The organism is Pseudorhodoplanes sinuspersici (genome assembly GCF_002119765.1).
GTDB lineage: Bacteria > Pseudomonadota > Alphaproteobacteria > Rhizobiales > Xanthobacteraceae > Pseudorhodoplanes > Pseudorhodoplanes sinuspersici.
Genome location: NZ_CP021112.1, coordinates 5781639 through 5803879, shown reverse-complemented (window position 1 = coordinate 5803879; position 22241 = coordinate 5781639). Strand labels below are relative to the sequence as shown.

Below are 22241 nucleotides of genomic sequence, written 5' to 3'. Positions count from 1 at the left end.
CACATATTTCACCCCACCCCGGCCCTGCGGGCCGACCCTCCCCTCCAGGGGAGGGTGAAGGAAGACCACCATGGCCCCCAAAGTTCTCATCTCCGATGCACTCTCTCCCGCCGCCGTGCAGATCTTCAAGGATCGCGGCGTCGAGGTCGATTTCCAGCCCAATCTCGGCAAGGACAAGGACAAGCTCGCCGAGATCATCGGCCATTACGATGGTCTTGCGATCCGCTCGGCCACCAAAGTCACGCCGAAGATTCTGCAGAATGCCAAGAAGCTGAAAGTGATCGGCCGCGCCGGCATCGGCGTCGACAACGTCGATATTCCGGCTGCGACGGCGAAGGGCATCATCGTGATGAACACGCCGTTCGGCAATTCGATCACCACGGCCGAACACGCGATCACGCTGATGCTGGCGCTGGCGCGGGAAATTCCGGCGGCGGATCAGTCGACGCAGGCAGGAAAATGGGAAAAGAACCGCTTCATGGGTGTCGAGATCACCGGCAAGACGCTGGGTGTGATCGGCGCCGGCAATATCGGTTCGATCGTCATCGATCGTGCGCTTGGCCTGCGCATGCGGGTCATTGCCTATGATCCGTTCCTGTCGCCGGAGCGCGCGGTTGAACTCGGTGTCGAGAAGGTCGAGCTTGAGGAACTGCTCAAGCGCGCCGATTTCATTACGCTGCACACGCCGCTGACCGAAAAGACCAAGAACATCCTCGACGCCAAGGCTCTGGCGATGACCAAGAAGGGCGTGCGCATCATCAATTGCGCGCGCGGCGGTCTTGTCGATGAAGCTGCGCTGCGCGCCACGCTCGATTCCGGCCATGTCGCAGGTGCAGCTTTCGATGTGTTCTCGACCGAACCTGCGAACGAGAATCCGCTGTTCGGCCAGCCGAACGTGATCTGTACGCCGCATCTGGGTGCCGCGACCTCGGAAGCGCAGGAGAATGTCGCTTTGCAGGTTGCCGACCAGATGTCGGATTATCTGTTGCGCGGCGCCATCTCCAATGCGGTCAATTTCCCGTCGATCACGGCGGAAGAAGCGCCGCGCCTGAAGCCGTTCATCGAACTCGCCGAGAAACTCGGCTCGTTCGCGGGTCAGTTGACGGAAGGCGATCTGAAGAAGATCCAGATCAGCTACGAGGGCCATGTCGCGCAGATGAAGACCAAGGCGCTGACATCGGCCGCGGTCGCCGGTTTCCTGCGGCCGATGCTGCAGGATGTGAACGTGGTGTCGGCGCCGATCGTCGCCAAGGAGCGCGGCATCATCGTCGAGGAAGTGACGCGCGAGGCGGCCGGCGATTACGAAAGCCTGATCACGGTGACCGTGTTTACCGACGGCGTGACGCGCAACGTCTCCGGCACCGTGTTTGCCGATGCGCGTCCGCGTATCGTCAACATCAAGGGCATCCGCATGGATGCGGAATTCGGCCACTCGATGATCTACATCACCAATCTCGACAAACCGGGCTTCATCGGCAAGTTCTCAGGGACGATGGGCGATGCCGGCATTAATATCGCGACCTTCCATGTCGGTCGCGAAGCACCGGGCGGAAACGCAGTGGCGCTGATCGAGATCGATGGCGAAATGCCGCCGAAGGTGCTGGAAGCGGTGCGGGCGCTGCCGCAGGTGCAGTCGGCCAAACCGCTGAAATTCTGAAGCTTGATCGTTATGCCGGCCTCGTGCCGGGCATGACGGCGGTTTTCACGCGCATGCAAAAGCCTCGAAGGATGTGATCATCCTTCGAGGCCTATTTTTTGCAGAGACTTCAAGCAATCAGCGGCGATGTCCACCACCGTGGTGCCCGCCGCCATGATGGCCTCCGCGATGCCCGCCGCCATGGCGTCCGCCGCGATGACCGCTGGCATGGGCGTGCCGGCCGCCACCGTGGCGTCCGCCAGCATGCCGACGGCGGCCGTCGTGTCCGTGCCAGCCGCGGCGCCCGCCATCGTGCCAGCGCCAGCTATAATGGTCGTGCCAGTTGCCGTGCCAGGCATAGCGGTTGTGCCATCCCCAAGAGCCGCCGCCATAGACGACGCCGGGATGCCAGCACGGGTACCAGCCCGGACCACGCCAACCGTTCCGCCAGCAGCGCCCGCCGGCATATTGAACCGGCTCGGCAAGGTTGAGATTGTCGGTTGCGGTGCGAAGCGCACCCGCCGCGCCGATCGGCGCAGCTTCGGCGCGGCCGGCGCCGAATAATCCAAGCGCAACAATGAAAGCGGTTGCGATCGCCAACACAAACTGACGCATTGTTGTCTCCAGCGTTTTCTCGCGGTTTGGATTTAGCGGGCGTTCAACGAGGGGAGCAACCGCGACATGAGGAAACGTCGCCGCGTTCGTGCGCTAGGATGAACGATCGGTATGTTGATCGCTCGCAGGCATCACTCATATTGCGCGAATGTTGTTAGTAATCTCAGCACGAAAACCTTACGCCTTCGCAACGGCGGCGCGGCGTTGCCGCGTCGCCAGCAATACGCCGCCGACGATGAAGATCGTGCCGATGAAATGGTACCATTCAGGCCGCTCGCCGAGAAAGACAATGGCGAGTGTGACGCCGAACACGACAATGAGCGGATAGAGCGCAGCAACGAGATTGGGGCCGATCAACTGAATGGCGCGATTGAAACAGATATAGGCGATGATCGATGGAAAGATCGCCATATACAGAAAGATCAGAGCCGTATGCATGTCGAGTGTCGGCATGCCTATGGCGACGCTCTCCCAGATGAAAAGCGGGATGACCAGCAGCGTGCCGGTGATGATTGTGATCGCCAGGAACGACATCGGATGAATTGGCGGGCGATATTTGCGTGTCAGCGGCGAATAGAATGCGAAGATCAAAACTGCTGCAGCGAACCACATGTCACCGCGATTGAACGAGATGGCGTGCAGCACATCCGGGTCGCCGCGCAACAGGATCATAAGGACGCCGAAGAAAGATACGGCAATGCCGCTCATCTGCCGTGCGCTCAGCTTGTCGCCGACGACGAAATAGGTGGTCACGCCGATGATGATCGGCATCGTGCATTGAATGAGAAGTCCGTTGATCGCCTGCGTGTATTGCAGGCCCCAGTAGGACGCCACGGCATAACCGGTGGTGCCGGTCAAACCGAGGATGCAGAGCATGCCCAGATTGGCCCGGATCACCGGCCAGTCACGCTTCAGATAGGATAAGGTGAACGGCAGCAGGATCAGTGCGGCCAGCGCCCATCGCCAGAAGCTTAGCGCCACCGGCGGCATCGACGCCATCGCGTGCCGTCCAATGACGATATTCAGCGCCCAGAACAGATAGGTGAGGGCGACAAGCAGATAGGCCTGATGATACAGCCAGCCGCCGATCCGGCCGAAATAGGCGGCCATGGAAATGCCTCCACCCGGGTCATGAGACGTCCGCCGGACGGCGGAATGAGCCTTGCTACACAATGCCGCTCCCGTCCGGAAGGCTGCCCGGCGCATGACCGGGCTGTGCCGGCGCCTTGGAAACCTTCCGGAAATTTCATCTTTTTCAACCGGTTATTGGCCGCCAAATCCGCTATGGATCGGTCCGTCGCCTTGCCTCGGAGCGCTGCATCCATTATCCGGGGCTAGCCCTCAGCTTCGGCCGGGCAAAGCATACCCGGTTTGGCACACCCGGTTTGATATCAGGGTCCGGGCGGCGGCCCGCTGGAGGGATTTGTTGGAATGGCGAATGTAGTTGTCGTCGGAGCGCAGTGGGGCGACGAAGGCAAAGGCAAGATCGTCGATTGGTTGTCCGAACAGGCCGATATCGTCGTCCGCTTCCAGGGCGGCCACAATGCCGGGCACACACTCGTCATCGGCAATCAGGTCTACAAGCTCTCGCTGTTGCCCTCGGGCGTTGTGCGTGAGGGGAAACTGTCGATCATCGGCAATGGCGTTGTCGTCGATCCAAAAGCGCTGATCGACGAGATCGATCGCCTCGGCGGGCAGGGCGTCGCCGTGACCCCGGATCGTTTGCGCATTGCAGAAAATGCGACGCTGATCCTGTCGCTGCACCGCGAGCTCGAAGCGATTCGTGAATCCGGCGCCTCGCGCATCGGCACCACCAAGCGCGGCATCGGCCCGGCCTATGAGGACAAGGTCGGCCGCCGTGCGATTCGGGTGATGGATCTGGCCGATCTGCCGGCTTTGCGCGGCAAGATCGAGCGCATGCTGGTGCACCACAACGCGCTCCGCCGCGGCTACGGCATGGGCGAGTTGTCGCCGGAGACGGTTTACGAAGAACTCGCCGGCTATGCACCACGCATTCTGCCTTACACGGACTCGATCTGGTCGCTGCTCGATGCGCGCCGCCGCGAAGGCAAACGCATTTTGTTCGAAGGCGCGCAGGGCGCGCTGCTCGATATCGACCACGGCACCTATCCGTATGTGACCTCCTCCAACACGGTCGCGGCGCAGGCCGCCACCGGCTCGGGTATGGGGCCCGGCTCGATCGGTTATGTGCTCGGCATCTGCAAGGCTTACACGACGCGGGTCGGCGAGGGGCCGTTCCCGAGTGAGCAGGACAACGAGATCGGCAGGCTGATCGGCGAGCGCGGCCACGAATTCGGCACGGTGACCGGCCGTCCGCGCCGTTGCGGCTGGTTTGATGCCGTGCTGGTGCGGCAGACTGTTCGCACCAGCGGCATCAACGGCATCGCATTAACCAAGCTCGATATCCTGGACGGTTTCAAGGAGATCAAGGTTTGCGTCGGCTACCGGCTGGATGGGCGCGAGATCGATCATCTCCCGGCCAGCGAGCATGCGCAGGCCCAGGTCGAGCCGATCTATGAAACGATCGAGGGATGGGACGAGCCGACAGCGGGGGCGCGCTCATGGGCGGATTTGCCAGCCCAGGCCATCAAGTATGTAAGATGGGTCGAGGAGCTGATCGGATGTCCGGTGGCTCTTTTGTCCACGTCTCCGGAGCGCGACGATACAATTCTAGTGCAGAATCCGTTCGAGACATGACACCATCGGGAATTGGGGACGACGAGGTGTGATCCAGGGCCACGACAGAAAGCATGGCTGATTATTACCCGCTCATTGCCCGTGCCATCACCGGTCTCGACAAGAACACCGGCGAGGCTCGTCGTGCGCTCTATGAGAGGGCGCGGACGGCGCTTGTCGCGCAGCTGCGCGGGACCGAGCCACCGCTTCAGGAATCGGAGATCACCAAGGAGCGCCTGGCCCTTGAGGAGGCGATCCGCAAGGTCGAAGCCGAGGCGGCCCGCCGCTCGCGAATCGAAACGGCTCCGCAATCTCCGGCCGCAGCACCTTCCGCCCCGCCGTCTCCCGGCCCCGCACCATCCGCGCCGCGCTTTCCGAATGCGGCGGCGCCTGCGGCCAAGGCGCCACCGCGCCCTGCCGCGCCGCCGCCGAACGGACCTGCGCCTGCTCCTTCGAAACCAGCGCCTGCCGCCCCGGATCTTGGCCCGAAAACGCTACCGCCATTGCCGCCGCGGCCGTCGGCGCAGTCCGCGCCGCCTCCAAAGCCATCGCCATTTGATGCGCCGCCGCCGCCGCTCGGCCCATCGCACCGCCCGCCACGCGATCCCTTTGCGGAGATGCAGCGTGAGTTCGACCAGTCGCTGGAACCGCGGCTGGCGCAGGAAGATTTCGGCCACGAAATGCATCCGCAGATGGGCTATCGCGGCGGGCCGCCGCAGGACCCGTCGTTCCGCGGGCCGCCCCCGCCGCGGCCACCAGCGGAAGACCTGGATGAAGAGCTTGAAGAGGACCGCCGCAAGCCGCGTTCCTTCGGTCCTTTGATCAAGGCCGCCATCGCAGTGGTGCTGCTGCTGGCGGTCGCCGGCGTCGTTTATTCGCAGCGGGCCGTGATCACCGAATTCTGGCAGGCCTTCCGCGGCTCGGCGACCGATGTGGCGAAAGATAGCCGGCCGGCCCAGCCGGCCAAACAGGGCTCGGGAAAAATCACCGATCGGCTCGGTGGTCCCAGCACGCAAAACGGCCCGGCCGTGGCCCAGAAAGTCGTGCTCTACGAGGAGGAGCCGAACGATCCGCAGGGCAAGCAATTCGTCGGCTCTGCGGTCTGGCGGACCGAAACGGTGTCACCGGGGCCGGGCCGGCCGCCGGAACTGGCGATCCGCGCCGATGTGGAAATTCCGGAACGCAAGATGACCATGAGCTTCTCGATCCGGCGCAACACCGATCAGACGCTGCCGGCCAGCCACACCATCGAAGTGATGTTCAATCTGCCGGCCGACTTCGCGCCGGGCGGCATTTCCAACGTACCGGGTGTGCTGATGAAGCAGGCCGAGCAGACCCGCGGCACGCCGCTGGCCGGGCTCGCCGTGAAGGTCACCAACAATTTCTTCCTGATTGGCCTGTCGGCCGTCGAGTCCGATCAGGCGCGCAATATCCAGCTGCTGAAGGAACGCGCCTGGTTCGATATTCCGATTGTCTACAACAACAATCGCAGAGCCATTCTGGCCATTGAAAAAGGCACGCCCGGCGAGCGTGCCTTTGCGGAAGCCTTCGCGGCCTGGAAGCAATAAACCGTCCTCAAATCATTGAGGACTCGCGCGCCTTCCTTCCCGCGGCGCACAGTGCGGCGGGGATTTTTCAGTGAACCGAAACCGACCCTTGCCCGGGCTCGATCAATGCTTCGGTGAACGGGAACTCGAGCACGATCTCACCCTCCTCGTCGGTCACCTCGATTGCGGCACGGAGCAGACGCGGCTCCGTTTCCTCGTCGTGCAGGATATCCCGGATCATGGCGCGGGCCATGGTCCAGGCCTGATCGGGGTCACGCAGATCGGCTCCGTCGGGATCGCGGATCAGTTCGCCGTCGATACGGGTATTGAAATAGTAGCGTGGCATGATCGCAGTTTGGCATGAGGCTGTGACAGGATCGCGGCGAAGCCCGGGCAGAATCGCAGAAATTCAATCCTGCGACGTCAGGCGTCAATGACGCCGTCTTGACGGCTATGCCCGGGCGTGGCGGAAAGTCCTACTGCGCCGGACGCTCAGGCTTGGGCGTCGCGCTGTTCGAACCTGTCGTTTCGGCGGGTGTATTGGGCTGTGTGATCGGTGGGCGCATATCGTTGGTCGCGACGTTCGATCTGTCGGTGCCTGCGTAGTAGTAAATGAAGGCTCCCAGCGCGACGAGGATCAGCGCGCCCAACAGAAAGCTCGTACCGGTGCCGGCATCCGGGTCGCGATGGAAGTCCTGATACGGCTCCCGCGGCGGCGACGTTGTATTGCGATATGGATCATACGGATCATAGCTCATGGCATTTCTCCGGACGGTTCCTCCAATCTCGATAAAATAACGCTGGTCCTTGGATAGCGGTTCCCGGCGCCCAATTATCGTCCGCAATGATCCATTAACGGCTGCGATGAAAACCGGCCTGAACATAAAAAGCCGGGCAGGCAGCCCGGCTTTTCCAGATGTTTGGTGCGGATTTGCGTTTTTACGCGGCGGCTTTGCCGGCCTTGGCTTCGATAAAGGATAACAGAGTCGCGTTGACCTCGTCCTTCAGCGTCGTGCACATGCCGTGCGGCGCGCCTTTGATGATCTTGAGCTGCGCGTTCTTGATCAGTTTGGATGACAGCATCGCCGATGCTGCGATCGGCACGATCTGATCGTCATCGCCGTGCAGCACCAGCGTCGGCACATCGAATTTCTTCAGGTCTTCGGTGGTGTCGGTTTCCGAAAACGCCTTGACGCAGAAATACGAAGCCGGGAAGCCGGCCATCATGCCCTGCAGCCAGAAGGAATTGCGCACGCCTTCCGAGACTTTCGCGCCCGGCCGGTTATAGCCGTAGAAGGGCATGGTCAGGTCCTTCCAGAACTGCGAGCGGTCAGCCTGCACGCCGGCACGGATCTGGTCGAAGGCTTCGATCGGTGTGCCGTTCGGATTATTCGGCGTCTTCAGCATCAGCGGCGGGATTGCGCCGATCAGCACCGCTTTGGCAACGCGTTTCGTGCCGTGCCGGCCGATATAGCGCGCGACTTCGCCGCCACCGGTGGAATGGCCGACATGGACCGCATCTTTCAGATCGAGATGCTGCACGAGTTCGGCGAGATCGTCGGCATAAGTGTCGAGATCGTTGCCATGCCACGGCTGGCTCGATCGGCCGTGACCTCTGCGATCATGCGCGATGCAGCGATAGCCACGTGAGGCCAGAAAGAACATCTGGTCTTCGAACGCATCGGCGCTGAGCGGCCAGCCATGGCTGAAGACAATCGGCTGCCCCTTGCCCCAGTCATTGTAATAAAGTTGCGTGCCGTCTTTGGTCGTGAACATCGACATGGTGTTCTGCCTTTCTCTTCGTTGACTGGAATTGTCGGACGAAACTCGAAGCACGTGAGCTAGGCGACTTAGAGCCCCGGCTTTGACGGAATCAAAGTCGGGGCTCTAACGTTTTGTGTTGAGCGTTTTCTTCATGCGAACCGGTACCCACTTCGCACTTCGCTCGAAAACGCTCTAGTCCAGCTCTCGGACCGAATTCCGGCGGTTGAAATCAAGAACGCGTGTCAAAAATTGAAATAAAAAAAGCCGGGCTGCGTGCCCGGCTTTGCTGTTTCTATGTTGAAGTTGCTGCGTTAATGCGCGGCGACGACGAGAAAGCTCAACATTTCGGCATGATGATCGCGTGCTGCCTATTGAGGCGGCGTTCCTGGCAGGAACTTGAACGGCTCGGCGTGTTTGAATTGTTCTGATACATCGCCAGAATAAACCTCGCCATTTTGAATGGTGAGTTTCTTTATGGGCGCTCCAGGTTTGAGATCGAGCTTGGCGAGCGACACCCAGAATGTGTTGGGACGCGTAGCGGAGTCGAAATAATAAATCAGGTTCTTCTGATCCGATGCCGTGCGCCAGATGGTGGACGAGATATTCGGCTGATCCGGTGTCGAGATGCCGAGCGGCACGCTGACGGCGCGCTGCACGCTGAGCACGCTCGCGACGGCCTGATAAGCGTAGGATTGCTCAGGCACGCTTTGGATATAATTCTTGTCGATCTCTTTTGGGATCGCATTGAGCAGGAATGATGCGCGCGCGAAACGGTCTGCGGCGCGGTTGGTGCCGGGCAGGAAGGTGAGGCCGCCGATGTCCTTCCAGTACTCATTGAGCGCAATCTGTTTGTCGTAGCTCGGCGAGTTGGTCATGACCGAATATTGCTTGCCGTGGTGGATCACCAATTTGCCCTGGATATATTCGAAAATCGCGGAATCGCCGCTGGCGTCGGAGATCGACAGATGGAGTGCCGCGGCGACGCCATTCGGCAGGCTGGGAGCCAGGATGTTGTACGGCTCGGCCCGCAACGCGGTGACGGTCTCTGCGACCGTGCCGAAATTATCGAGCACATATTGCACCCACGCGGCGATCGACAGATAGGGACGACCGTCGACCGGTTTCGGATATTCCGATTCCGCCAGATACAGCAGGTTGGCAACGAGGCCGCGCTCGTTCAGCCCGTCGGTGCTGCCGACTTCATACCCCGAGACGATCACGCTGCCGTATTTCGATGTCCATGTGATGGATTTCGGTCCCGAAGCGCCGTCGCGCTTGAGCCCCGCCGGAAACACCCAGAGGTTGGAGGCCATGTCCTCTTTCCAGTCCATGTTCCGTCCGGTGATGACCATATTGTCGGCGCCGACATACAAGGTGCGGGTGCAGGCGAGGGCCGCGCCGGAGATCGCCGTCACACTCGCCAATAGACCGAAGGCTGCAAATTGCGAGATGCGGCGCGCCATGATGTGCTCCTGTTGCCGAATGCCGTCCGAGATCCTCGCAAGGATACTCACAGGAGAGGCGGGCAGGCCGTGTTGATGGCGATCATGCTTATGACGCCGTAAATGTAAAATGACGTCATGAAGTGAAAAGCGATTCAAGGCCGTGTCATTGTCGATGATATCCGCCGGCAATAAAAAAGCCGGGCATCAAGCCCGGCTTTCAAATTCAAAATGTACCGCTTTTCAGTGGGCGGCCAGCGCTTCCTGCGCCTTCGGCGTTTCGAGCGCGGCGACTTTATTCTTCACCGCCTTCTGCACCTTTTCGAACGCACGCACTTCGATCTGACGCACGCGTTCGCGCGAGACGCCGAACTCTTCCGCCAGCTCCTCGAGCGTGACCGGATCGTCGGCGAGACGCCGCGCCTCGAAGATGCGGCGTTCGCGATCGTTGAGCACGGTCAGCGCGTGATCGAGCGCGGACCGGCGATTGTCCATCTCCTCGTTGTCGGCCAGGATTTCTTCCTGACCGGCGGATTCGTCCGCAAGCCAGTCCTGCCACTCGCCGGAATCGCCATCGTCGCGGATCGGCGCGTTGAGCGACGTATCGCCGCCGAGACGGCGGTTCATGTCGACAACGTCCTTTTCCGTCACGCCGAGACGCTTGGCGATCTGCGCGACCTGATCGGGCTTGAGATCGCCGTCATTCAGCGCCGAGATTTTGCTCTTCGCCTTGCGCAGGTTGAAGAACAGCTTCTTCTGGTTCGCGGTGGTGCCCATCTTCACGAGCGACCACGAACGCAGGATGTATTCCTGGATGGCGGCCTTGATCCACCACATCGCATAGGTCGCGAGGCGGAAGCCTTTTTCAGGCTCGAACCGCTTCACCGCCTGCATCAGGCCGACATTGCCTTCCGAGACGATCTCGGAAATCGGCAGGCCGTAGCCGCGATACCCCATCGCGATCTTGGCGACGAGCCGCAGATGGCTGGTGACGAGTTTGTGCGCCGCGTCACGATCGCCGTGTTCGCGCCAGCTCTTCGCCAACATGTATTCTTCCTGCGGCTCCAGCATCGGAAACCGGCGGATTTCTTCAAGATACTTCGACAAACCGCCTTCGGCGGTGATCATCGGCATAGCCGTTGAACGGGCCATTTTTGCGCCCTCCATTAAGTTCATGTCCCCGAGGATCGGCGGACATATGCCCCGCCGACCTGTTCGGCCCGGTGGTGCATGCTGCGGTGCAAAACCGCGGATGCAGAATATGAGACTCACCCCCGGAAGGGAAGTTACAATCCTGTCACCTATCGGTGACCGAAAGCCGCGGATTAAGTCTATGATTTAGTTCATATTTTTCAGAAACCACGGTCGAAGCCGGCCTTGGTTACCTGCCTGACAAGCTATTACGCAAACGGGCGAGTGGGATCGGCAGTTCCGACCGGAATTGCTCGATCTTGCCCGATTGTGGGTGTTGGAAAGCCAGCAAGTAAGCATGAAGAGCCTGTCTTCCAAGCCCCTCCAAAGCGTCCTGCGCAGGTAATGGAAGCCGGGCGGCCTTGGTTTTAAAGCCAGTCGCGTAAGTTTCGTCGCCGAGAATCGGATGGCCGATATGCGCCAGATGCACTCGGATCTGGTGCGTCCGGCCGGTCTCCAGCCGGCATTCGATCAGGCTGGCCACCGGTTTGCCGTCGGCGCCGGCATATTTCTCCCTGACGTCCCAATGGGTGATGGCCTCGCGGCCGCTGCCGCGCACTGCCATTTTGTCGCGGGAGTGGGGGTGCCGGTCGATCGGCGCCTCGATCGTGCCGCGAGGCCGCTCCGGGACGCCCCAGGCGAAAGCGAGATAGGCACGCTCCAAGGGGCCGGTGCGGCCATGATCGGCGAATTGCTCCGACAAGGCCTTATGGGCGCGGTCGGTCTTGGCCACCACCATCACCCCCGAGGTGTCCTTATCCAGACGGTGCACGATGCCTGGCCGCATCACCCCGCCGATGCCCGACAGCGATGCCCCGCAATGGGCAATCAGCGCATTCACCAACGTGCCGGTCTGATGCCCCGCGGCCGGATGGACCACGAGGCCGGCCGGCTTGTCGATCACGATCAACTCGTCGTCTTCATACAAGATCGAGAGCGGGATGTTCTCGCCTTCGGGCTCGGCTGGTTCCGGCGGCGGCACATGAACCTGCAGCAGTTCGCCGGATTTGACGCGATACCCCGGATCAAGGATGGTGCGGCCGCCGGCCGTCACGGCGCCATCCAGGATCAGCGCCTTCAGCCGCGTACGCGACAGGGCCGGGAGCCCGGAGGCAAGCATGCGGTCGAGCCGGTCGCCGGATTGCTCCGCCCCGACCTGCACCGTCTCAACCTGTTCTTCCGTCATCACACCAGTCTGGCCCTGCAAGTTTCAACCATGTCTTCGACCGACGATCTCAAAGACCCTGACGGCAAACCACTCGATCCCGGCGCGCAGGCGGTGGTCAACCGTGTCCGCAGAATGTCGATGCTGTCGGGCTTTGCCACCTTGCTCGGCATTTCCGTCGTCATCGTCATGATCGGCTACCGGGTTTTTCGCAGCGAGGGAAGCGCGCCGGTCAATGTCGATGTGGTGTCGATGCTGCCGAAGGGAGCCAAGGTGCTGTCGACGGCGATTGCGGGAGACCGTGTGGTGGTGACGCTCGACGTCGGCGGTACTACCGAAATCCGCACTTTCGATGCGCGCTCGCTGCAGCCTGCGGGACGTTTGCGGTTCGCCAGCGAGCCGTAATGAGCGACCCCGCGAATTGTGGCGGTGAAAAGATCGGCTGCCGTCGGGTTGTAATTCCTTCAAAGATGTCTATACATGGTTTCATCGAGCTTTCGGGCCGAACGACTTGGCCTGCCGCGCACTACGCGCCTGACAACGACATTCACTCCTAAAACTCGACTAAACCGGCTGCGTTAACGCGCGGCTCTATACACGCATATCTAAAGGATTGGCTCCCATGCAGACGGGAACCGTGAAGTGGTTCAACGGCACCAAAGGTTTCGGATTCATTCAGCCGGATGACGGCGGTCAGGACGTTTTCGTGCACATCAGTGCCGTCGAACGTGCCGGCTTGTCGGGACTGAATGAAGGCCAGAAGGTCTCCTTCGAAGTCCGTGCCGACCGCAAGACTGGCAAGTCTTCGGCCGACAACCTGCGCGCCGCATAACATCGGCGCATGAACAGCAAAGCGATCCTCGACCACGGATGTACTGGCGAAGGTTGCTTTTCAAGGCAGCGATGCGTTTACCGGATCGCATGATGCGTTGAGCGTTGCTGCCGGCTCTGCCCTTCGCAAACATTCCCGCGAAGGGCGGAGTTGTTGCTGCATTTCCGGACTGCTTAACAAGTTCGACGATGATCGCTGAGGCTTTATCGATGATTGGCAAGCAGACCGAGGCGGACAAGATAGCGGCGCTGAAGGAATATAACGACCGTCAGACATCCGCAGTCGATCGGATGGCGGCGTTGCGCGCCGCGCGTCTGGCCAGAGATGCCGGCCAGCCGATTCCGGATCTCACTCCGGTGAAGAAGACAAAAGAATCCACGAAGCCAAAGAAGAAAAAGAAGCGATAGGGCAGGGCTGCTCTGTCTACTCACACTCAGGTTTTCTCATTTTTTCCTTCAGCTGAATAACCCTTCCACCCGCTCATCCCGCGGACGTCGCGCGAAAGCGGCGCACTCGGAAGCTTTAGAACTGGATTCCCGCTTGGGCGAGAATGAGCGGGTGATGCACTGCTGCCGCTCGCAATTTGCGGGTTCCCGCATTTTTTCAAAATCCTGTCAGCATTTCGTTATGGCACCGATCCCCGTGCGAACGCGTTGATCCTGTGCCGCTCAACGGCATCAGCTCACCCGACAATTCGGAGAGAAATTTTCTGCGCGCAAGCAGAGGAGGCTTTCTCATGTCCGATTTCAAAACGTCTGATATCAAGCCCGATAGTCATAGCGATGCGATTGCAACACCGAACTGTCCACTCTGTGGTGCAAACACGGTGCTGGCGCCGATGCACAAAGCCGTCGAAGCCGTTGTGAATGTGTTTCGGTGTACCGCCTGTGGCGTGCTGTACCCGGTCGCGAAGAAAAAGGACAAAGCGCCGGGAGCATGATGCCGAAAAATGCGAAGCGGGTTTCAGACAACAACAGCCCTTTCGGCGCAAGGCTTGCCTCAGGCCGCGCGCCAGTCGATCTGCATCTCCTCGCGAAATGCAAAACGAACGAGATGCCGCGCGACGACATCCTGCAACTTTGCGAGTTTCTCCTGATCGTCGGCCTCCGCAGACAATGTCAGTGTGCTGTCGCCGGCCGTGAGGCGGCAATCGCCTAACGGGAACACGATGTGTCCTGACTGGCTGTCGAACGCGACATCGAGCTTGTGTTGAAAATGCTTGCAGAGCTGGGCGAGGTAGCGCGCAGGGACCGGCGTTACGACCTCGGCGATGCTCCGCACGCGATGCGTGGTCGTGGTATTCATGCGCTGCGCTCCACCTTCTGCGCCGCTTCGTCGATCGCTTCGGCAATGCGTGCGGCATCCGCCTGATCCACCGGCCCGTTCCTGAGCCGGAGGCGCAGCGCGAGTTTCAGATTTTCCATCGCCCGGATGATCGGCGCCGGCACGCCTTCGCGGCGGCCTTTGCCGGCCATGCCGATCCGCGCGAACAAGGCATCGATGGCGGGTTTGTTGGCGGCAATGGACGCTTCGCCTTCCGGCGTCACGCGGTAACGCTTGCGGCCTGAGTCTTCGGTTTCGACCACGGCATAGCCCATGTCTTCGATCCAGGAGAGGGTCGGGTAGATGACGCCGGGACTTGGACTGTAGCTGCCGCCCATGCGCTCTTCGATCGCGCGCATCAGTTCGTAGCCGTGGCGCGGCTCTTCGGCGATCATCGCCAGAACCAGCAACCGAAGCTCGCCATAATCGAAAAGCCGCCGGCCGTGCCGGCCGCCGCCCTCCCGGAGGCCGGCATGGCGGCCGCGGCGATGAGGATGACGCTCGTCGCCTGCGTCTTGGTCTGAGTGTTGGGAATGGCTGAATTCGCGGCCTGGGCCGCCTCTGTGTCTGTGTTTCATGACCGCGATATAGGTCTCGATATATCGTATTTCAAGATATATCGAAATCGATCGAGATGGCTCCGGAAAGCCATTTATTCCTATGCCTCGGCCGGACGTTCCTTGCTGGCGGCCACCTGAGCGGCGTCTCACATCATTGCTGTGTGAATTTTGATTGCGAATCGCGCCACGACTCTTCTATGGCTGAAGTTGTACTCGTGCTCGGATCGCCCCCATTGGGGTTGCCCGCGAGACGGAAAGTCCGGGGATGCCAAAGAGCCCGCCCGGCCGGCGATAACACTCATACGCTTCGCGTCGTCCTGTCCGGTCCATGGAATGCAAGACATCCAGGTTGCCGAGGTGCCGCCATGGCAGATCCACTGGACGAACTTGAGGCTTTACAGCAAATGGTCGCCGCCCATCAGGCGAAGATCGCTTCGCTGTCGGCAGAAACCCTCGCGCTACAGGCACTCATCATCGAAACGGTCACGGTGATTGGAAATTCCAGGATCCCGCTCGGATCGCTCTTTGCGAAAGCCTTCGACAATGCAGCGGACCTTCTCGAGAAACTCAGCATCGCGCGTGGTGCAGATGCCGGCCATGTCCCGGAGGCGCTGCGGGTCGTCGAGCAATTGCGGCTGTCTCTGACAGGCAAGAGCAACCCGAAAGATGGTGTTTAGACCGGTCGGCATGACTGTATCGGACATGAGGACGGTGTCGGGCATGGCTGCTTTTGTCGGTAGAAACGCATCTTGATTGACCGGACACCGCTGCGTCAATATTCGCGCAGAACTTCGTTGTTGATACTGGCCCAACAAGAAAAGCGCGTGAGTCTGATCGCCTGGCCAGCGCCAATCCCCACCAGGTCAGACGATTATGTGCCGCGGATTTTCCCGGCTCTCTCCGAACCTGCACCGTTTGCAATAGCGATCCGTTGACGAATGAACCGGAGTCTTTCCGGTTCTCCCTCTCTCTCTCTGCTATTCCCATTCGATGGGAGGCAAGACGTCACGGGCAGGACTTGACGACTCTCAAAATTGGTAAAAGTGACACCAATACAACGCCAAAGCGCCTGTGGTCAGGCGTATGGAGTTGATACCAAAATATCCGATATCGGTTCATTTGAACTCATTGTGTTCGGCCGGCGGAACTCGACCGGAGAAGGCTGAGAAGCGTAATTTGATTGACCGCTCGATATTGAGGGTGCCCGACAAGCGTTTTTCGGTTCACGCGCGACCTCTATTGAAAGCGTAGAAAGGGGTCATCAATGGGTGTTTTCTGGCAAGACAAATCGGTTTTGGTGACGGGCGCCACTGGCTTTCTGGGTGGCTGGCTCGTTCACGAGTTGCTTGAGCGCGGCGCAAAGGTTGCGGCGCTCGTGCGGCGCGACAAAAAAGATTCTCAGTTGTTCCTGCGCGGGCTTGATCGGCGCGTCGCGCTGATCGTTGGCGATGTGTGCGACAAAAAGCTGCTTGAGGACACAATCGATCGCCACCGTATCGATGTGATCTTTCATACCGCCATGGCCGGTGGAGGCGTGCAGGCAACCCTTGCGGATCCGATCGGATGCTTGCGCTCGACTGTCGAGAGCACCTGGCACTTGCTCGATATCATCCGGCAACAGCGTCCCGAATGTGTCATGGTGGTGTGCTCGTCCGACAAGGCCTACGGCTCTCTGGAATTACCCTACCGGGAGACACAGCCGCTTGAGCCCCGGCATCCACAGGAGGTGGCCAAAGCATCCCAGGATCTGCTGACCCAAAGCTTCGGCAAGGTCTATGGTATGAATGTTGCGGTGACACGCTGCGCAAATTTCTTTGGCCCTTACGATTTTAATTTCACGCGCATCATTCCTTATATCTCCAGATGTTGTGCTCTTGGAGAGCAGCCGGAGCTCCGTTCCAACGGACGTTTCGTTCGAGATTTTCTTGGCATCGAAGAGGCGGCTCATGCGCACCTCATGTTGGCGGAGCGGCTTTCAAGCAGGCCGGAGCTGCGAGGTGAGGTATTCAATTTCTCCCATGAAGTGCAAATGTCAGTTATCGACATCGTCGATGATATTCTTGAAATTGCGCGGTGCCGGCAAAAACCAACGATCGCCAACACCATCACGCACGAAATACCATCCATGTTCTTGTCTTGCGACAAGGCCCGGAAAACGCTCAATTGGACGCCGCTACGCAGCTTTGAAAAAGGGCTGCGTGATACCGTGAACTGGTATTTGCAATGGTTTCGTCCGGATAAGCGCTCTGCGACACTCCTGGCGATGTCGGCTTTATGCTTCTGATCTTACAATCTGCCGCGATCCTTTGTCCTGAGCTTGCCGGCGTTCTCAGGCTTCAGCCTTGCCGAGGTTGAAGGTGGAGACCGTTTGCGGTTCCAGGAAAGTCAAGTCAGAGACGGCCGCGGCCCGGCGAAAAGCTGGAATTTGAAAATTGCCAAGCTGTGCAACGTGCATTGTGTCGCAGTCACAAATATTTCGGACAAGGGAACCTGCATGTCATTGATGTAAGTCATTTGCGGCAGCCGGCCGGCATGGGAAACAGGTACAAAAATACGGAACCGAATCCCATGGAGGAAAACTCATGCCAATGACTTGCTTTAATTGTCATGAGCTGATTATCGCTCCAGCTGTGTCGATGTATGTTGCGCCCAACAAACATCGCCACATTTGGCATTGTGCCGCCTGTTTTGCTGTCTTTGAAGAAACGTCGGATTTTCCAATGATGGCGGCAACGGGTCATCACGAGTGGCATCGCGCGTGCAATCCAATATCGCAAGACTGGTTACTTTGTGATAACGATTCCGATCGTTACGACGGTCCGCGGGTTCAGGCCGCGAACGGTGTGATGCATCCAGCATAATCTCGTCAGCAGCGGTGAATCGCATGGCACGCAATTTTGGAATAGCGGCCCGGCCATATGCCGAGAACCGGGAGAAACTCGTCGATCGCATCTATTTTGTGCTGTTCGGGATTTTGCTGGTCGGCATCATGATGGGTATGGCCGGTATGACCGGCGCAGTGATCTGGTGGCTGTTTTTCAGATAGATTCGCGCCGTTGGGTCTTGATCCGGCCAAGTGGACGTCGTCCTGCGCGGGCTTGACCCGTGCATCCCGCGTCGGCGGGCCATGCAAGAGGGCATGAAGCGGCGGTGGGGACGGTGGACGCGCCCGCGCCGGCAAAAAGACAGGGCGGTTTTCACACGTCTTGTTTTCCTGACTCTCCCAATAAGGGGGAGGGCAAAGAGGCGCTGTTTTCAATTCCTCCAACGAACCGTAAACCCCGTCACAGCCGCGTCATGGTCATTGAACCGGAATCGTGCTGACATCGTCTCAGGGCATAAGGCCAATCCATCCATGGGGCGTAAGAGAGCGGGGGGATGTTCTCCGATCGCGCGCCGACAGCCAGCTTTGAGTGATCGTCATGCATATGCCTATGCCAGCCTCCGTTCCGTCGGTTCCTCCGCGGCAGCCATCGGCGCCACAGGGCGTCACCTTCACTGGCGAGCGCCCCGAATTCCGCAAGATGCTGACCCGCGGCTCGTGGCTCGAGCTGATCACGCTTGGCTTCTATCGCTTCTGGCTCGCTACCGACATGCGCCGGCATCTGTGGTCGCACACATCGGTTGGCGGCGACACGGCGGAATATACCGGCACGGCGAAGGAACTGCTGATCGGCTTCCTGGTGGCGCTGGCGATCCTCGTGCCGATCTATCTGATCTATTTCTTCATCGGCCTGGAAGCCGAACGCTACCAGGCCTTCGCCTCCATTCCGCTGATCGCCTTCTTCTATCTGTTCTCGCATTTCGCGATGTACCGCGCGCGGCGCTATCGCCTGACCCGCACCATTTGGCGCGGCGTGCGCTTCTGGATGGGCGGTTCCGGCTGGAGCTATGCCTGGCGTGCGGCGTTGTGGGGCGCGTTCACGGTCGTGACACTGGGTCTCGCCTTGCCGTGGCGCAATGCGGCGCTTGAACGCTTCAAGATGCGCCACACAGCCTATGGCGATCTGCAGGGCTCGTTCGAAGGCACCGGCGGCAGCTTCTTCAAACAGGGCTGGTGGCTGTGGCTGCTCGCCTGGCCGGCGGCGTTCATGATTGTCCCGTTGCCGTTCATCTATGCGATGTACAAGGCGATCGAGTGGCGCTGGTGGATGTCGGGCCTTCGCCTCGGCGCGGTGAAATTCGAGAATGATCTCGATATCGGCGATCTGCTCGGCGTTTACTGGAAGCTCGTCGGCTGGATGGTGCTGTTCGCCGCGCTGCTCGGCGTGTGGTTCGGTGCGGTGTTCGGCATCGGCATGGCGACAGTTGCGCCGTCCGCCGGTTCGACCGAACTCAAGATGGCGATGGTCACCGCTCACCCGGCGATCCTCGTTGCGCTTGGCTTGGGTTATCTTCTGATGGCGATCGGCTTCAACATCGTCATGCGCCTTTATCTGATGCGCGATATCTGGGCGAAGGTGGCCGGGACGACCGTGGTGCATCACCTCGAGGCCGCCGATAATGTCACCGCCCAGGGCGATGCGGTGAATGCGCTTGGCGAAGGTTTTGCGGATAGTCTTGATGTCGGCGGTTTCTGATCATATGCCCGATGGCGCACGCGGCGACGCCGCTCTGCCGCCACCGGAAAACGATGTCGCCGCCGTGTTCTACGACGGCAGCTCCAACCGCAAGCGGCGCGTCGATCTGCAATTCAACACGCAGCTCGATATCGTCGAAGACGGCAGTGTCATTGCCTCCTGGCCTTATGCCGATATCCGGCAGGTCGATTCCACGCGGGCGATGCGATTGAGTTCGGTCTCGGCGCCGGCGCTGGCGCGGCTGGAGATCGAGGACAAGGCCACGGCTGGCCGCATTGCTGCGCTGTGTCCCTCGCTTGATGCCGCGCAATCGGGCAAGCAGACCGGCCGCATCGTCGCCTGGTCGCTGGCGGCGGCGTGTTCGATCATTCTGGTCACCGTGTTCGGCATTCCGTTGATTGCCGATCGCATGGCGCCGCTTGTTCCGTTCGCAATCGAACAGCGGATGGGGGAGGCGGTGGACCGGCAGGCGCGCGCCATTCTCGGCGGCAGGGAATGCACCGACCCGCAAGGGCAGGCGGCGTTCACCAAGCTGGTAACCAAGCTGAAGGACGCGAGCGGTTTCGATACGCCGCTCGACGCGCATGTGTTGTCATCGTCCATTCCCAACGCCTTCGCGCTGCCCGGCGGCAAGGTGTATCTGCTGGACGGTTTGCTGGCCAAGGCGCGCGATGTCGATGAAGTCGCCGGCGTGCTGGCGCATGAGCTCGGCCACGCGCACAATCGCGACGGCCTGCGCAAGATGATCCAGACCGGCGGCTCGTCGTTCCTGATCGGCCTTTTGTTCGGCGATGTGATGGGCGGTGGCGCGGTGCTGTTTGCCGCGCGCTCGATCCTCGATGCGTCCTATTCGCGCGATGCCGAGACGCGGGCGGACGATTTCGCCATCCACGGCATGCATGCGCTCGGCCGCTCGCCCGAACCGCTCGGCGAATTGCTGGTGCGGATGACCGGCGGCAGCCGGGTCGCGACCATCATCGACAGTCATCCGGTCAGCGCCGAGCGGCTGGAGCGGATGAAAAAGGACGCTCGCCCGGTCACCGGCGCGCCGATCCTGACCGGAGAGGAGTGGAAGGCGCTGAAGGACATCTGCAAGGCGGAGCGTGGACATACCAGCGCCGGTGCCCGGCCGCCCCGCAGGACGGCTAATCAGGAGAAGGATAAGGCCGCGAAGGAGGGCAGGTGAGGCGGCGCCCGCGACCTTTGCTTGCACGTCCGGCCGAACGCGGCTATCTGAGGGGCCAACGCTCCCTTCGTCTAGCGGTTAGGACGCGGCCCTCTCAAGGCTGAAACAGGGGTTCGATTCCCCTAGGGAGCGCCAGCTCTGATCATTCCATGTTGATTTCCTTTCACTTTTTGCCGGTTTTCCCAAACACACTCAACTACGATCCGGCGCACCAGCGTAGGCGCCAATAGCTCCGGACGGCACGACGCTTTATCTGTGGGATCCGCGCGGCAGCGGCGTGTACGCCGAGCGGTTCAGCGGCAGCAGTGGCCCTGTACGCTGGACCAATTATCTGTTTGCCGGTGGCGAGATGATCGGCATGCGCGTCGACTTCAGCGACGAGACCACCTATACGCGCTACTTCCACAAGGATCATCTCGGCTCGATCGCCACCATCACCAACGAGACTGGTGTGGTCGTCGAGCGGCTATCCTACGATGCCTTCGGCAAGCGGCGGCATCCGAACGGCACCGACGATCCGGCCGGCGCCATCACCAGCCAGACGACGCGCAGCTACACCGGGCACGAGATGCTGTCCGATGTCGGCCTCGTGAACATGAATGCGCGGCTCTACGATCCGTATATCGGCCGCGTCACCACGGCCGACACCATTGTGCCCGACGCTGCCAACAGCCAGGCCTGGAACCGCTACAGCTACGTCATCAACAACCCGCTGAAATATACAGATCCGACGGGGCATGAGTTTAATGGCCCTGGGCCTCACCCTCTTCCCATAATAGATGTGAGTAGTGGTGGTAATCCCTTTAGCTTCACCTATGGCGATCTGTTCGTCTACGGATTTGGCACCGGGTGTTATTGCAGCGGGATCCACTTCGGTAATGTGTATGGATTTTCCGGAGGTCCTGATGGATCAGGCGGCGTCTATCTCTCCGGAAACAACTATACCACGCGCCTGAGCTCCGTAACGGCAGCTTCGTCGTTGCAAAACAATGCGCCACACGTGCCGGGTGTGAAGAGCGGCAAGACTGTCAACAATACAGCCCATAGTCCGGCGACAGATGCAGCGCCGGGAGGAGCGGGGGCGGCCGTCAACGGCAATGCTTATCGGTATGTCAGCGGAGGGACAGGCCAAGCCCTGTTGCAAGGCACGCTCGATCTTGTTCCGGGTGCGCATTATGCTGGATTGGCGCAGCAGGAGTTCTGGGCTGGTAACTATGGTAGCGCGGCGATATATGGCACTGTTTCGATTGCCGATGCAGCGCTTGGAGTCGCTACGCTTGGGCTAAGTACACGCGCTGGTGCTGGCGTCAGAGCCGCTGAGAGTGCAGCATCACGCGGGCTAAGCGGTCTCGGAGGCGTCCTTACTTCGGAAACCAATGCTGTCGGAGGGAAAGTCGTAACTTCGGTAGGTCTTATTAATCAGAATGACATTGCTCCCTTTGTTAATAGCGGGCTGTATAGAGGCAATGTTAATATTCTAAGTGGTGTCCATGGCGAGATAACTGGAGCAATGGCAGTGGATGTAAGCCTTTTCCGAGCAGATGTTGCTCGGTTCGGAAATCTGCCCGGCGTGACAGTCTATAATCTCCCCGAGCTATCGCCAGGGCAGATCAAAAATCTTCTGAATGGTCCCGGAACGACAATTGGAGCTTTCTGCAATAGTGGGGCTTGTCTTGCGCCATATCGCTAGCAGATCGAGGGTC

At 60.1% G+C, this 22241-nt stretch carries 24 protein-coding genes and 1 tRNA gene; 14 read left to right on the top strand and 11 right to left on the bottom strand.

Going from position 1 to position 22241, the window contains the following annotated elements:
* Positions 1 to 70 precede the first annotated feature (70 nt).
* Positions 71 to 1657 (top strand): phosphoglycerate dehydrogenase, encoded by a 1587-nt coding sequence (serA, locus tag CAK95_RS28135; RefSeq protein WP_086090974.1) that lies wholly within the window; start codon positions 71 to 73, stop codon positions 1655 to 1657.
* Between the two features lie 117 nt (positions 1658 to 1774).
* Here serA and CAK95_RS29680 read toward each other — a convergent pair whose 3' ends face one another.
* Positions 1775 to 2251: a hypothetical protein gene (locus CAK95_RS29680; protein ID WP_086090973.1), complete on the bottom strand. Its 477-nt coding sequence runs from the start codon at positions 2249 to 2251 to the stop codon at positions 1775 to 1777.
* Positions 2252 to 2428: 177 nt separating this feature from the next.
* On the bottom strand, positions 2429 to 3361 hold the full coding sequence (locus CAK95_RS28125) for a DMT family transporter (protein WP_183044196.1): 933 nt from the start codon (positions 3359 to 3361) through the stop codon (positions 2429 to 2431).
* A gap of 321 nt (positions 3362 to 3682) precedes the next feature.
* Here CAK95_RS28125 and CAK95_RS28120 point away from each other — a divergent pair, with 321 nt between their 5' ends.
* Together CAK95_RS28120 and CAK95_RS28115 are read left to right on the top strand one after the other, a co-directional pair.
* Positions 3683 to 4969: an adenylosuccinate synthase gene (locus CAK95_RS28120; RefSeq protein WP_086090971.1), complete on the top strand. Its 1287-nt coding sequence runs from the start codon at positions 3683 to 3685 to the stop codon at positions 4967 to 4969.
* Positions 4970 to 5022: 53 nt separating this feature from the next.
* Positions 5023 to 6516: a hypothetical protein gene (locus CAK95_RS28115; protein ID WP_086090970.1), complete on the top strand. Its 1494-nt coding sequence runs from the start codon at positions 5023 to 5025 to the stop codon at positions 6514 to 6516.
* Between the two features lie 67 nt (positions 6517 to 6583).
* On the opposite strand, the gene CAK95_RS28110 is transcribed toward CAK95_RS28115, so the two are convergent.
* The 6 genes from CAK95_RS28110 to CAK95_RS28085 form a co-directional block, all read right to left on the bottom strand.
* The gene (locus CAK95_RS28110) at positions 6584 to 6841 is read right to left on the bottom strand and encodes a DUF6894 family protein (RefSeq protein ID WP_086090969.1); all 258 of its coding nucleotides are present in this window, start codon (positions 6839 to 6841) and stop codon (positions 6584 to 6586) included.
* A 130-nt stretch (positions 6842 to 6971) separates the two neighbouring features.
* Positions 6972 to 7253, bottom strand: a complete 282-nt coding sequence (locus CAK95_RS28105) for a hypothetical protein (protein WP_086090968.1) — start codon at positions 7251 to 7253, stop codon at positions 6972 to 6974.
* A gap of 181 nt (positions 7254 to 7434) precedes the next feature.
* Entirely contained in the window at positions 7435 to 8277 is an 843-nt protein-coding gene (locus CAK95_RS28100) for an alpha/beta fold hydrolase (protein WP_086090967.1), read from the bottom strand.
* 350 nt (positions 8278 to 8627) lie between these two features.
* Complete coding sequence (locus tag CAK95_RS28095) at positions 8628 to 9722, bottom strand: linear amide C-N hydrolase (RefSeq protein ID WP_086091708.1); 1095 nt, start codon at positions 9720 to 9722, stop codon at positions 8628 to 8630.
* A gap of 222 nt (positions 9723 to 9944) precedes the next feature.
* Positions 9945 to 10853, bottom strand: coding sequence for an RNA polymerase sigma factor RpoH (gene rpoH / locus CAK95_RS28090; RefSeq protein WP_086090966.1), 909 nt, complete (start codon positions 10851 to 10853; stop codon positions 9945 to 9947).
* Positions 10854 to 11082: 229 nt separating this feature from the next.
* Positions 11083 to 12078, bottom strand: coding sequence for an RluA family pseudouridine synthase (locus tag CAK95_RS28085; RefSeq protein WP_086090965.1), 996 nt, complete (start codon positions 12076 to 12078; stop codon positions 11083 to 11085).
* A 30-nt stretch (positions 12079 to 12108) separates the two neighbouring features.
* Here CAK95_RS28085 and CAK95_RS28080 point away from each other — a divergent pair, with 30 nt between their 5' ends.
* The 4 genes from CAK95_RS28080 to CAK95_RS28065 all read left to right on the top strand — a co-directional run bounded on the left by CAK95_RS28080 (position 12109) and on the right by CAK95_RS28065 (position 13829).
* The gene (locus tag CAK95_RS28080; RefSeq protein ID WP_086090964.1) at positions 12109 to 12462 is read left to right on the top strand and encodes a hypothetical protein; all 354 of its coding nucleotides are present in this window, start codon (positions 12109 to 12111) and stop codon (positions 12460 to 12462) included.
* 217 nt (positions 12463 to 12679) lie between these two features.
* Entirely contained in the window at positions 12680 to 12889 is a 210-nt protein-coding gene (locus CAK95_RS28075; RefSeq protein ID WP_086090963.1) for a cold-shock protein, read from the top strand.
* A gap of 104 nt (positions 12890 to 12993) precedes the next feature.
* Positions 12994 to 13296, top strand: a complete 303-nt coding sequence (locus CAK95_RS28070; protein WP_147413591.1) for a hypothetical protein — start codon at positions 12994 to 12996, stop codon at positions 13294 to 13296.
* A 329-nt stretch (positions 13297 to 13625) separates the two neighbouring features.
* Complete coding sequence (locus CAK95_RS28065) at positions 13626 to 13829, top strand: hypothetical protein (RefSeq protein ID WP_120265380.1); 204 nt, start codon at positions 13626 to 13628, stop codon at positions 13827 to 13829.
* Positions 13830 to 13888: 59 nt separating this feature from the next.
* Here CAK95_RS28065 and CAK95_RS28060 read toward each other — a convergent pair whose 3' ends face one another.
* Together CAK95_RS28060 and CAK95_RS28055 are read right to left on the bottom strand one after the other, a co-directional pair.
* Positions 13889 to 14194 carry a DUF2218 domain-containing protein gene (locus CAK95_RS28060; protein ID WP_086090960.1) on the bottom strand — a complete coding sequence of 102 codons (306 nt, stop codon included), beginning with the start codon at positions 14192 to 14194 and terminating at the stop codon, positions 13889 to 13891.
* Positions 14191 to 14790, bottom strand: a complete 600-nt coding sequence (locus tag CAK95_RS28055) for a PadR family transcriptional regulator (protein WP_086090959.1) — start codon at positions 14788 to 14790, stop codon at positions 14191 to 14193. The genes CAK95_RS28060 and CAK95_RS28055 overlap by 4 nt, the downstream gene beginning before the upstream one ends.
* Before the next feature lie 347 nt (positions 14791 to 15137).
* Between CAK95_RS28055 and CAK95_RS28050 the strand changes: the two genes are divergently transcribed.
* Together CAK95_RS28050 and CAK95_RS28045 are read left to right on the top strand one after the other, a co-directional pair.
* Positions 15138 to 15449 carry a hypothetical protein gene (locus CAK95_RS28050; protein ID WP_120265379.1) on the top strand — a complete coding sequence of 104 codons (312 nt, stop codon included), beginning with the start codon at positions 15138 to 15140 and terminating at the stop codon, positions 15447 to 15449.
* A 587-nt stretch (positions 15450 to 16036) separates the two neighbouring features.
* Complete coding sequence (locus tag CAK95_RS28045; RefSeq protein WP_086090957.1) at positions 16037 to 17056, top strand: NAD-dependent epimerase/dehydratase family protein; 1020 nt, start codon at positions 16037 to 16039, stop codon at positions 17054 to 17056.
* Positions 17057 to 17282: 226 nt separating this feature from the next.
* Here CAK95_RS28045 and CAK95_RS29485 read toward each other — a convergent pair whose 3' ends face one another.
* Entirely contained in the window at positions 17283 to 17525 is a 243-nt protein-coding gene (locus CAK95_RS29485) for a hypothetical protein (protein ID WP_147413589.1), read from the bottom strand.
* A 131-nt stretch (positions 17526 to 17656) separates the two neighbouring features.
* On the opposite strand from CAK95_RS29485, the gene CAK95_RS29480 reads away from it, so the two are divergent.
* From CAK95_RS29480 to CAK95_RS28025, 5 genes are all read left to right on the top strand, one after another.
* Positions 17657 to 17818: a hypothetical protein gene (locus CAK95_RS29480; RefSeq protein ID WP_157699782.1), complete on the top strand. Its 162-nt coding sequence runs from the start codon at positions 17657 to 17659 to the stop codon at positions 17816 to 17818.
* Positions 17819 to 18194: 376 nt separating this feature from the next.
* Positions 18195 to 19352, top strand: coding sequence for a YjgN family protein (locus CAK95_RS28040; RefSeq protein WP_342587977.1), 1158 nt, complete (start codon positions 18195 to 18197; stop codon positions 19350 to 19352).
* Positions 19336 to 20538, top strand: coding sequence for a M48 family metallopeptidase (locus CAK95_RS28035; RefSeq protein WP_245303553.1), 1203 nt, complete (start codon positions 19336 to 19338; stop codon positions 20536 to 20538). The genes CAK95_RS28040 and CAK95_RS28035 overlap by 17 nt, the downstream gene beginning before the upstream one ends.
* 60 nt (positions 20539 to 20598) lie before the next feature.
* Positions 20599 to 20673: transfer RNA gene (locus CAK95_RS28030), tRNA-Glu, on the top strand.
* 223 nt (positions 20674 to 20896) lie between these two features.
* A complete protein-coding gene (locus CAK95_RS28025) occupies positions 20897 to 22228 on the top strand; it encodes an RHS repeat-associated core domain-containing protein (protein WP_157699781.1) in 1332 nt (443 codons plus the stop codon).
* Positions 22229 to 22241: the final 13 nt, after the last annotated feature.

What these genes read in the sequence shown, in the direction of transcription:
- rpoH (WP_086090966.1), bottom strand. Translation starts at nt 10,853, where the DNA reads ATGGCCCGTTCAACGGCTATGCCGATGATCACCGCCGAAGGCGGTTTG.
- CAK95_RS28035 (WP_245303553.1), top strand. Translation starts at nt 19,336, where the DNA reads ATGTCGGCGGTTTCTGATCATATGCCCGATGGCGCACGCGGCGACGCC.
- CAK95_RS28080 (WP_086090964.1), top strand. Translation starts at nt 12,109, where the DNA reads ATGTCTTCGACCGACGATCTCAAAGACCCTGACGGCAAACCACTCGAT.
- CAK95_RS28075 (WP_086090963.1), top strand. Translation starts at nt 12,680, where the DNA reads ATGCAGACGGGAACCGTGAAGTGGTTCAACGGCACCAAAGGTTTCGGA.
- CAK95_RS28105 (WP_086090968.1), bottom strand. Translation starts at nt 7,253, where the DNA reads ATGAGCTATGATCCGTATGATCCATATCGCAATACAACGTCGCCGCCG.
- CAK95_RS28055 (WP_086090959.1), bottom strand. Translation starts at nt 14,790, where the DNA reads ATGAAACACAGACACAGAGGCGGCCCAGGCCGCGAATTCAGCCATTCC.
- CAK95_RS28085 (WP_086090965.1), bottom strand. Translation starts at nt 12,078, where the DNA reads ATGACGGAAGAACAGGTTGAGACGGTGCAGGTCGGGGCGGAGCAATCC.
- CAK95_RS28115 (WP_086090970.1), top strand. Translation starts at nt 5,023, where the DNA reads ATGGCTGATTATTACCCGCTCATTGCCCGTGCCATCACCGGTCTCGAC.
- CAK95_RS28060 (WP_086090960.1), bottom strand. Translation starts at nt 14,194, where the DNA reads ATGAATACCACGACCACGCATCGCGTGCGGAGCATCGCCGAGGTCGTA.
- CAK95_RS28120 (WP_086090971.1), top strand. Translation starts at nt 3,683, where the DNA reads ATGGCGAATGTAGTTGTCGTCGGAGCGCAGTGGGGCGACGAAGGCAAA.
- CAK95_RS28095 (WP_086091708.1), bottom strand. Translation starts at nt 9,722, where the DNA reads ATGGCGCGCCGCATCTCGCAATTTGCAGCCTTCGGTCTATTGGCGAGT.
- CAK95_RS28050 (WP_120265379.1), top strand. Translation starts at nt 15,138, where the DNA reads ATGGCAGATCCACTGGACGAACTTGAGGCTTTACAGCAAATGGTCGCC.
- CAK95_RS28110 (WP_086090969.1), bottom strand. Translation starts at nt 6,841, where the DNA reads ATGCCACGCTACTATTTCAATACCCGTATCGACGGCGAACTGATCCGC.
- CAK95_RS28125 (WP_183044196.1), bottom strand. Translation starts at nt 3,361, where the DNA reads ATGGCCGCCTATTTCGGCCGGATCGGCGGCTGGCTGTATCATCAGGCC.
- CAK95_RS28065 (WP_120265380.1), top strand. Translation starts at nt 13,626, where the DNA reads ATGTCCGATTTCAAAACGTCTGATATCAAGCCCGATAGTCATAGCGAT.
- CAK95_RS28045 (WP_086090957.1), top strand. Translation starts at nt 16,037, where the DNA reads ATGGGTGTTTTCTGGCAAGACAAATCGGTTTTGGTGACGGGCGCCACT.
- CAK95_RS29485 (WP_147413589.1), bottom strand. Translation starts at nt 17,525, where the DNA reads ATGCCACTCGTGATGACCCGTTGCCGCCATCATTGGAAAATCCGACGT.
- CAK95_RS28100 (WP_086090967.1), bottom strand. Translation starts at nt 8,277, where the DNA reads ATGTCGATGTTCACGACCAAAGACGGCACGCAACTTTATTACAATGAC.
- serA (WP_086090974.1), top strand. Translation starts at nt 71, where the DNA reads ATGGCCCCCAAAGTTCTCATCTCCGATGCACTCTCTCCCGCCGCCGTG.
- CAK95_RS29680 (WP_086090973.1), bottom strand. Translation starts at nt 2,251, where the DNA reads ATGCGTCAGTTTGTGTTGGCGATCGCAACCGCTTTCATTGTTGCGCTT.
- CAK95_RS29480 (WP_157699782.1), top strand. Translation starts at nt 17,657, where the DNA reads ATGGCACGCAATTTTGGAATAGCGGCCCGGCCATATGCCGAGAACCGG.
- CAK95_RS28025 (WP_157699781.1), top strand. Translation starts at nt 20,897, where the DNA reads ATGCGCGTCGACTTCAGCGACGAGACCACCTATACGCGCTACTTCCAC.
- CAK95_RS28040 (WP_342587977.1), top strand. Translation starts at nt 18,195, where the DNA reads ATGCATATGCCTATGCCAGCCTCCGTTCCGTCGGTTCCTCCGCGGCAG.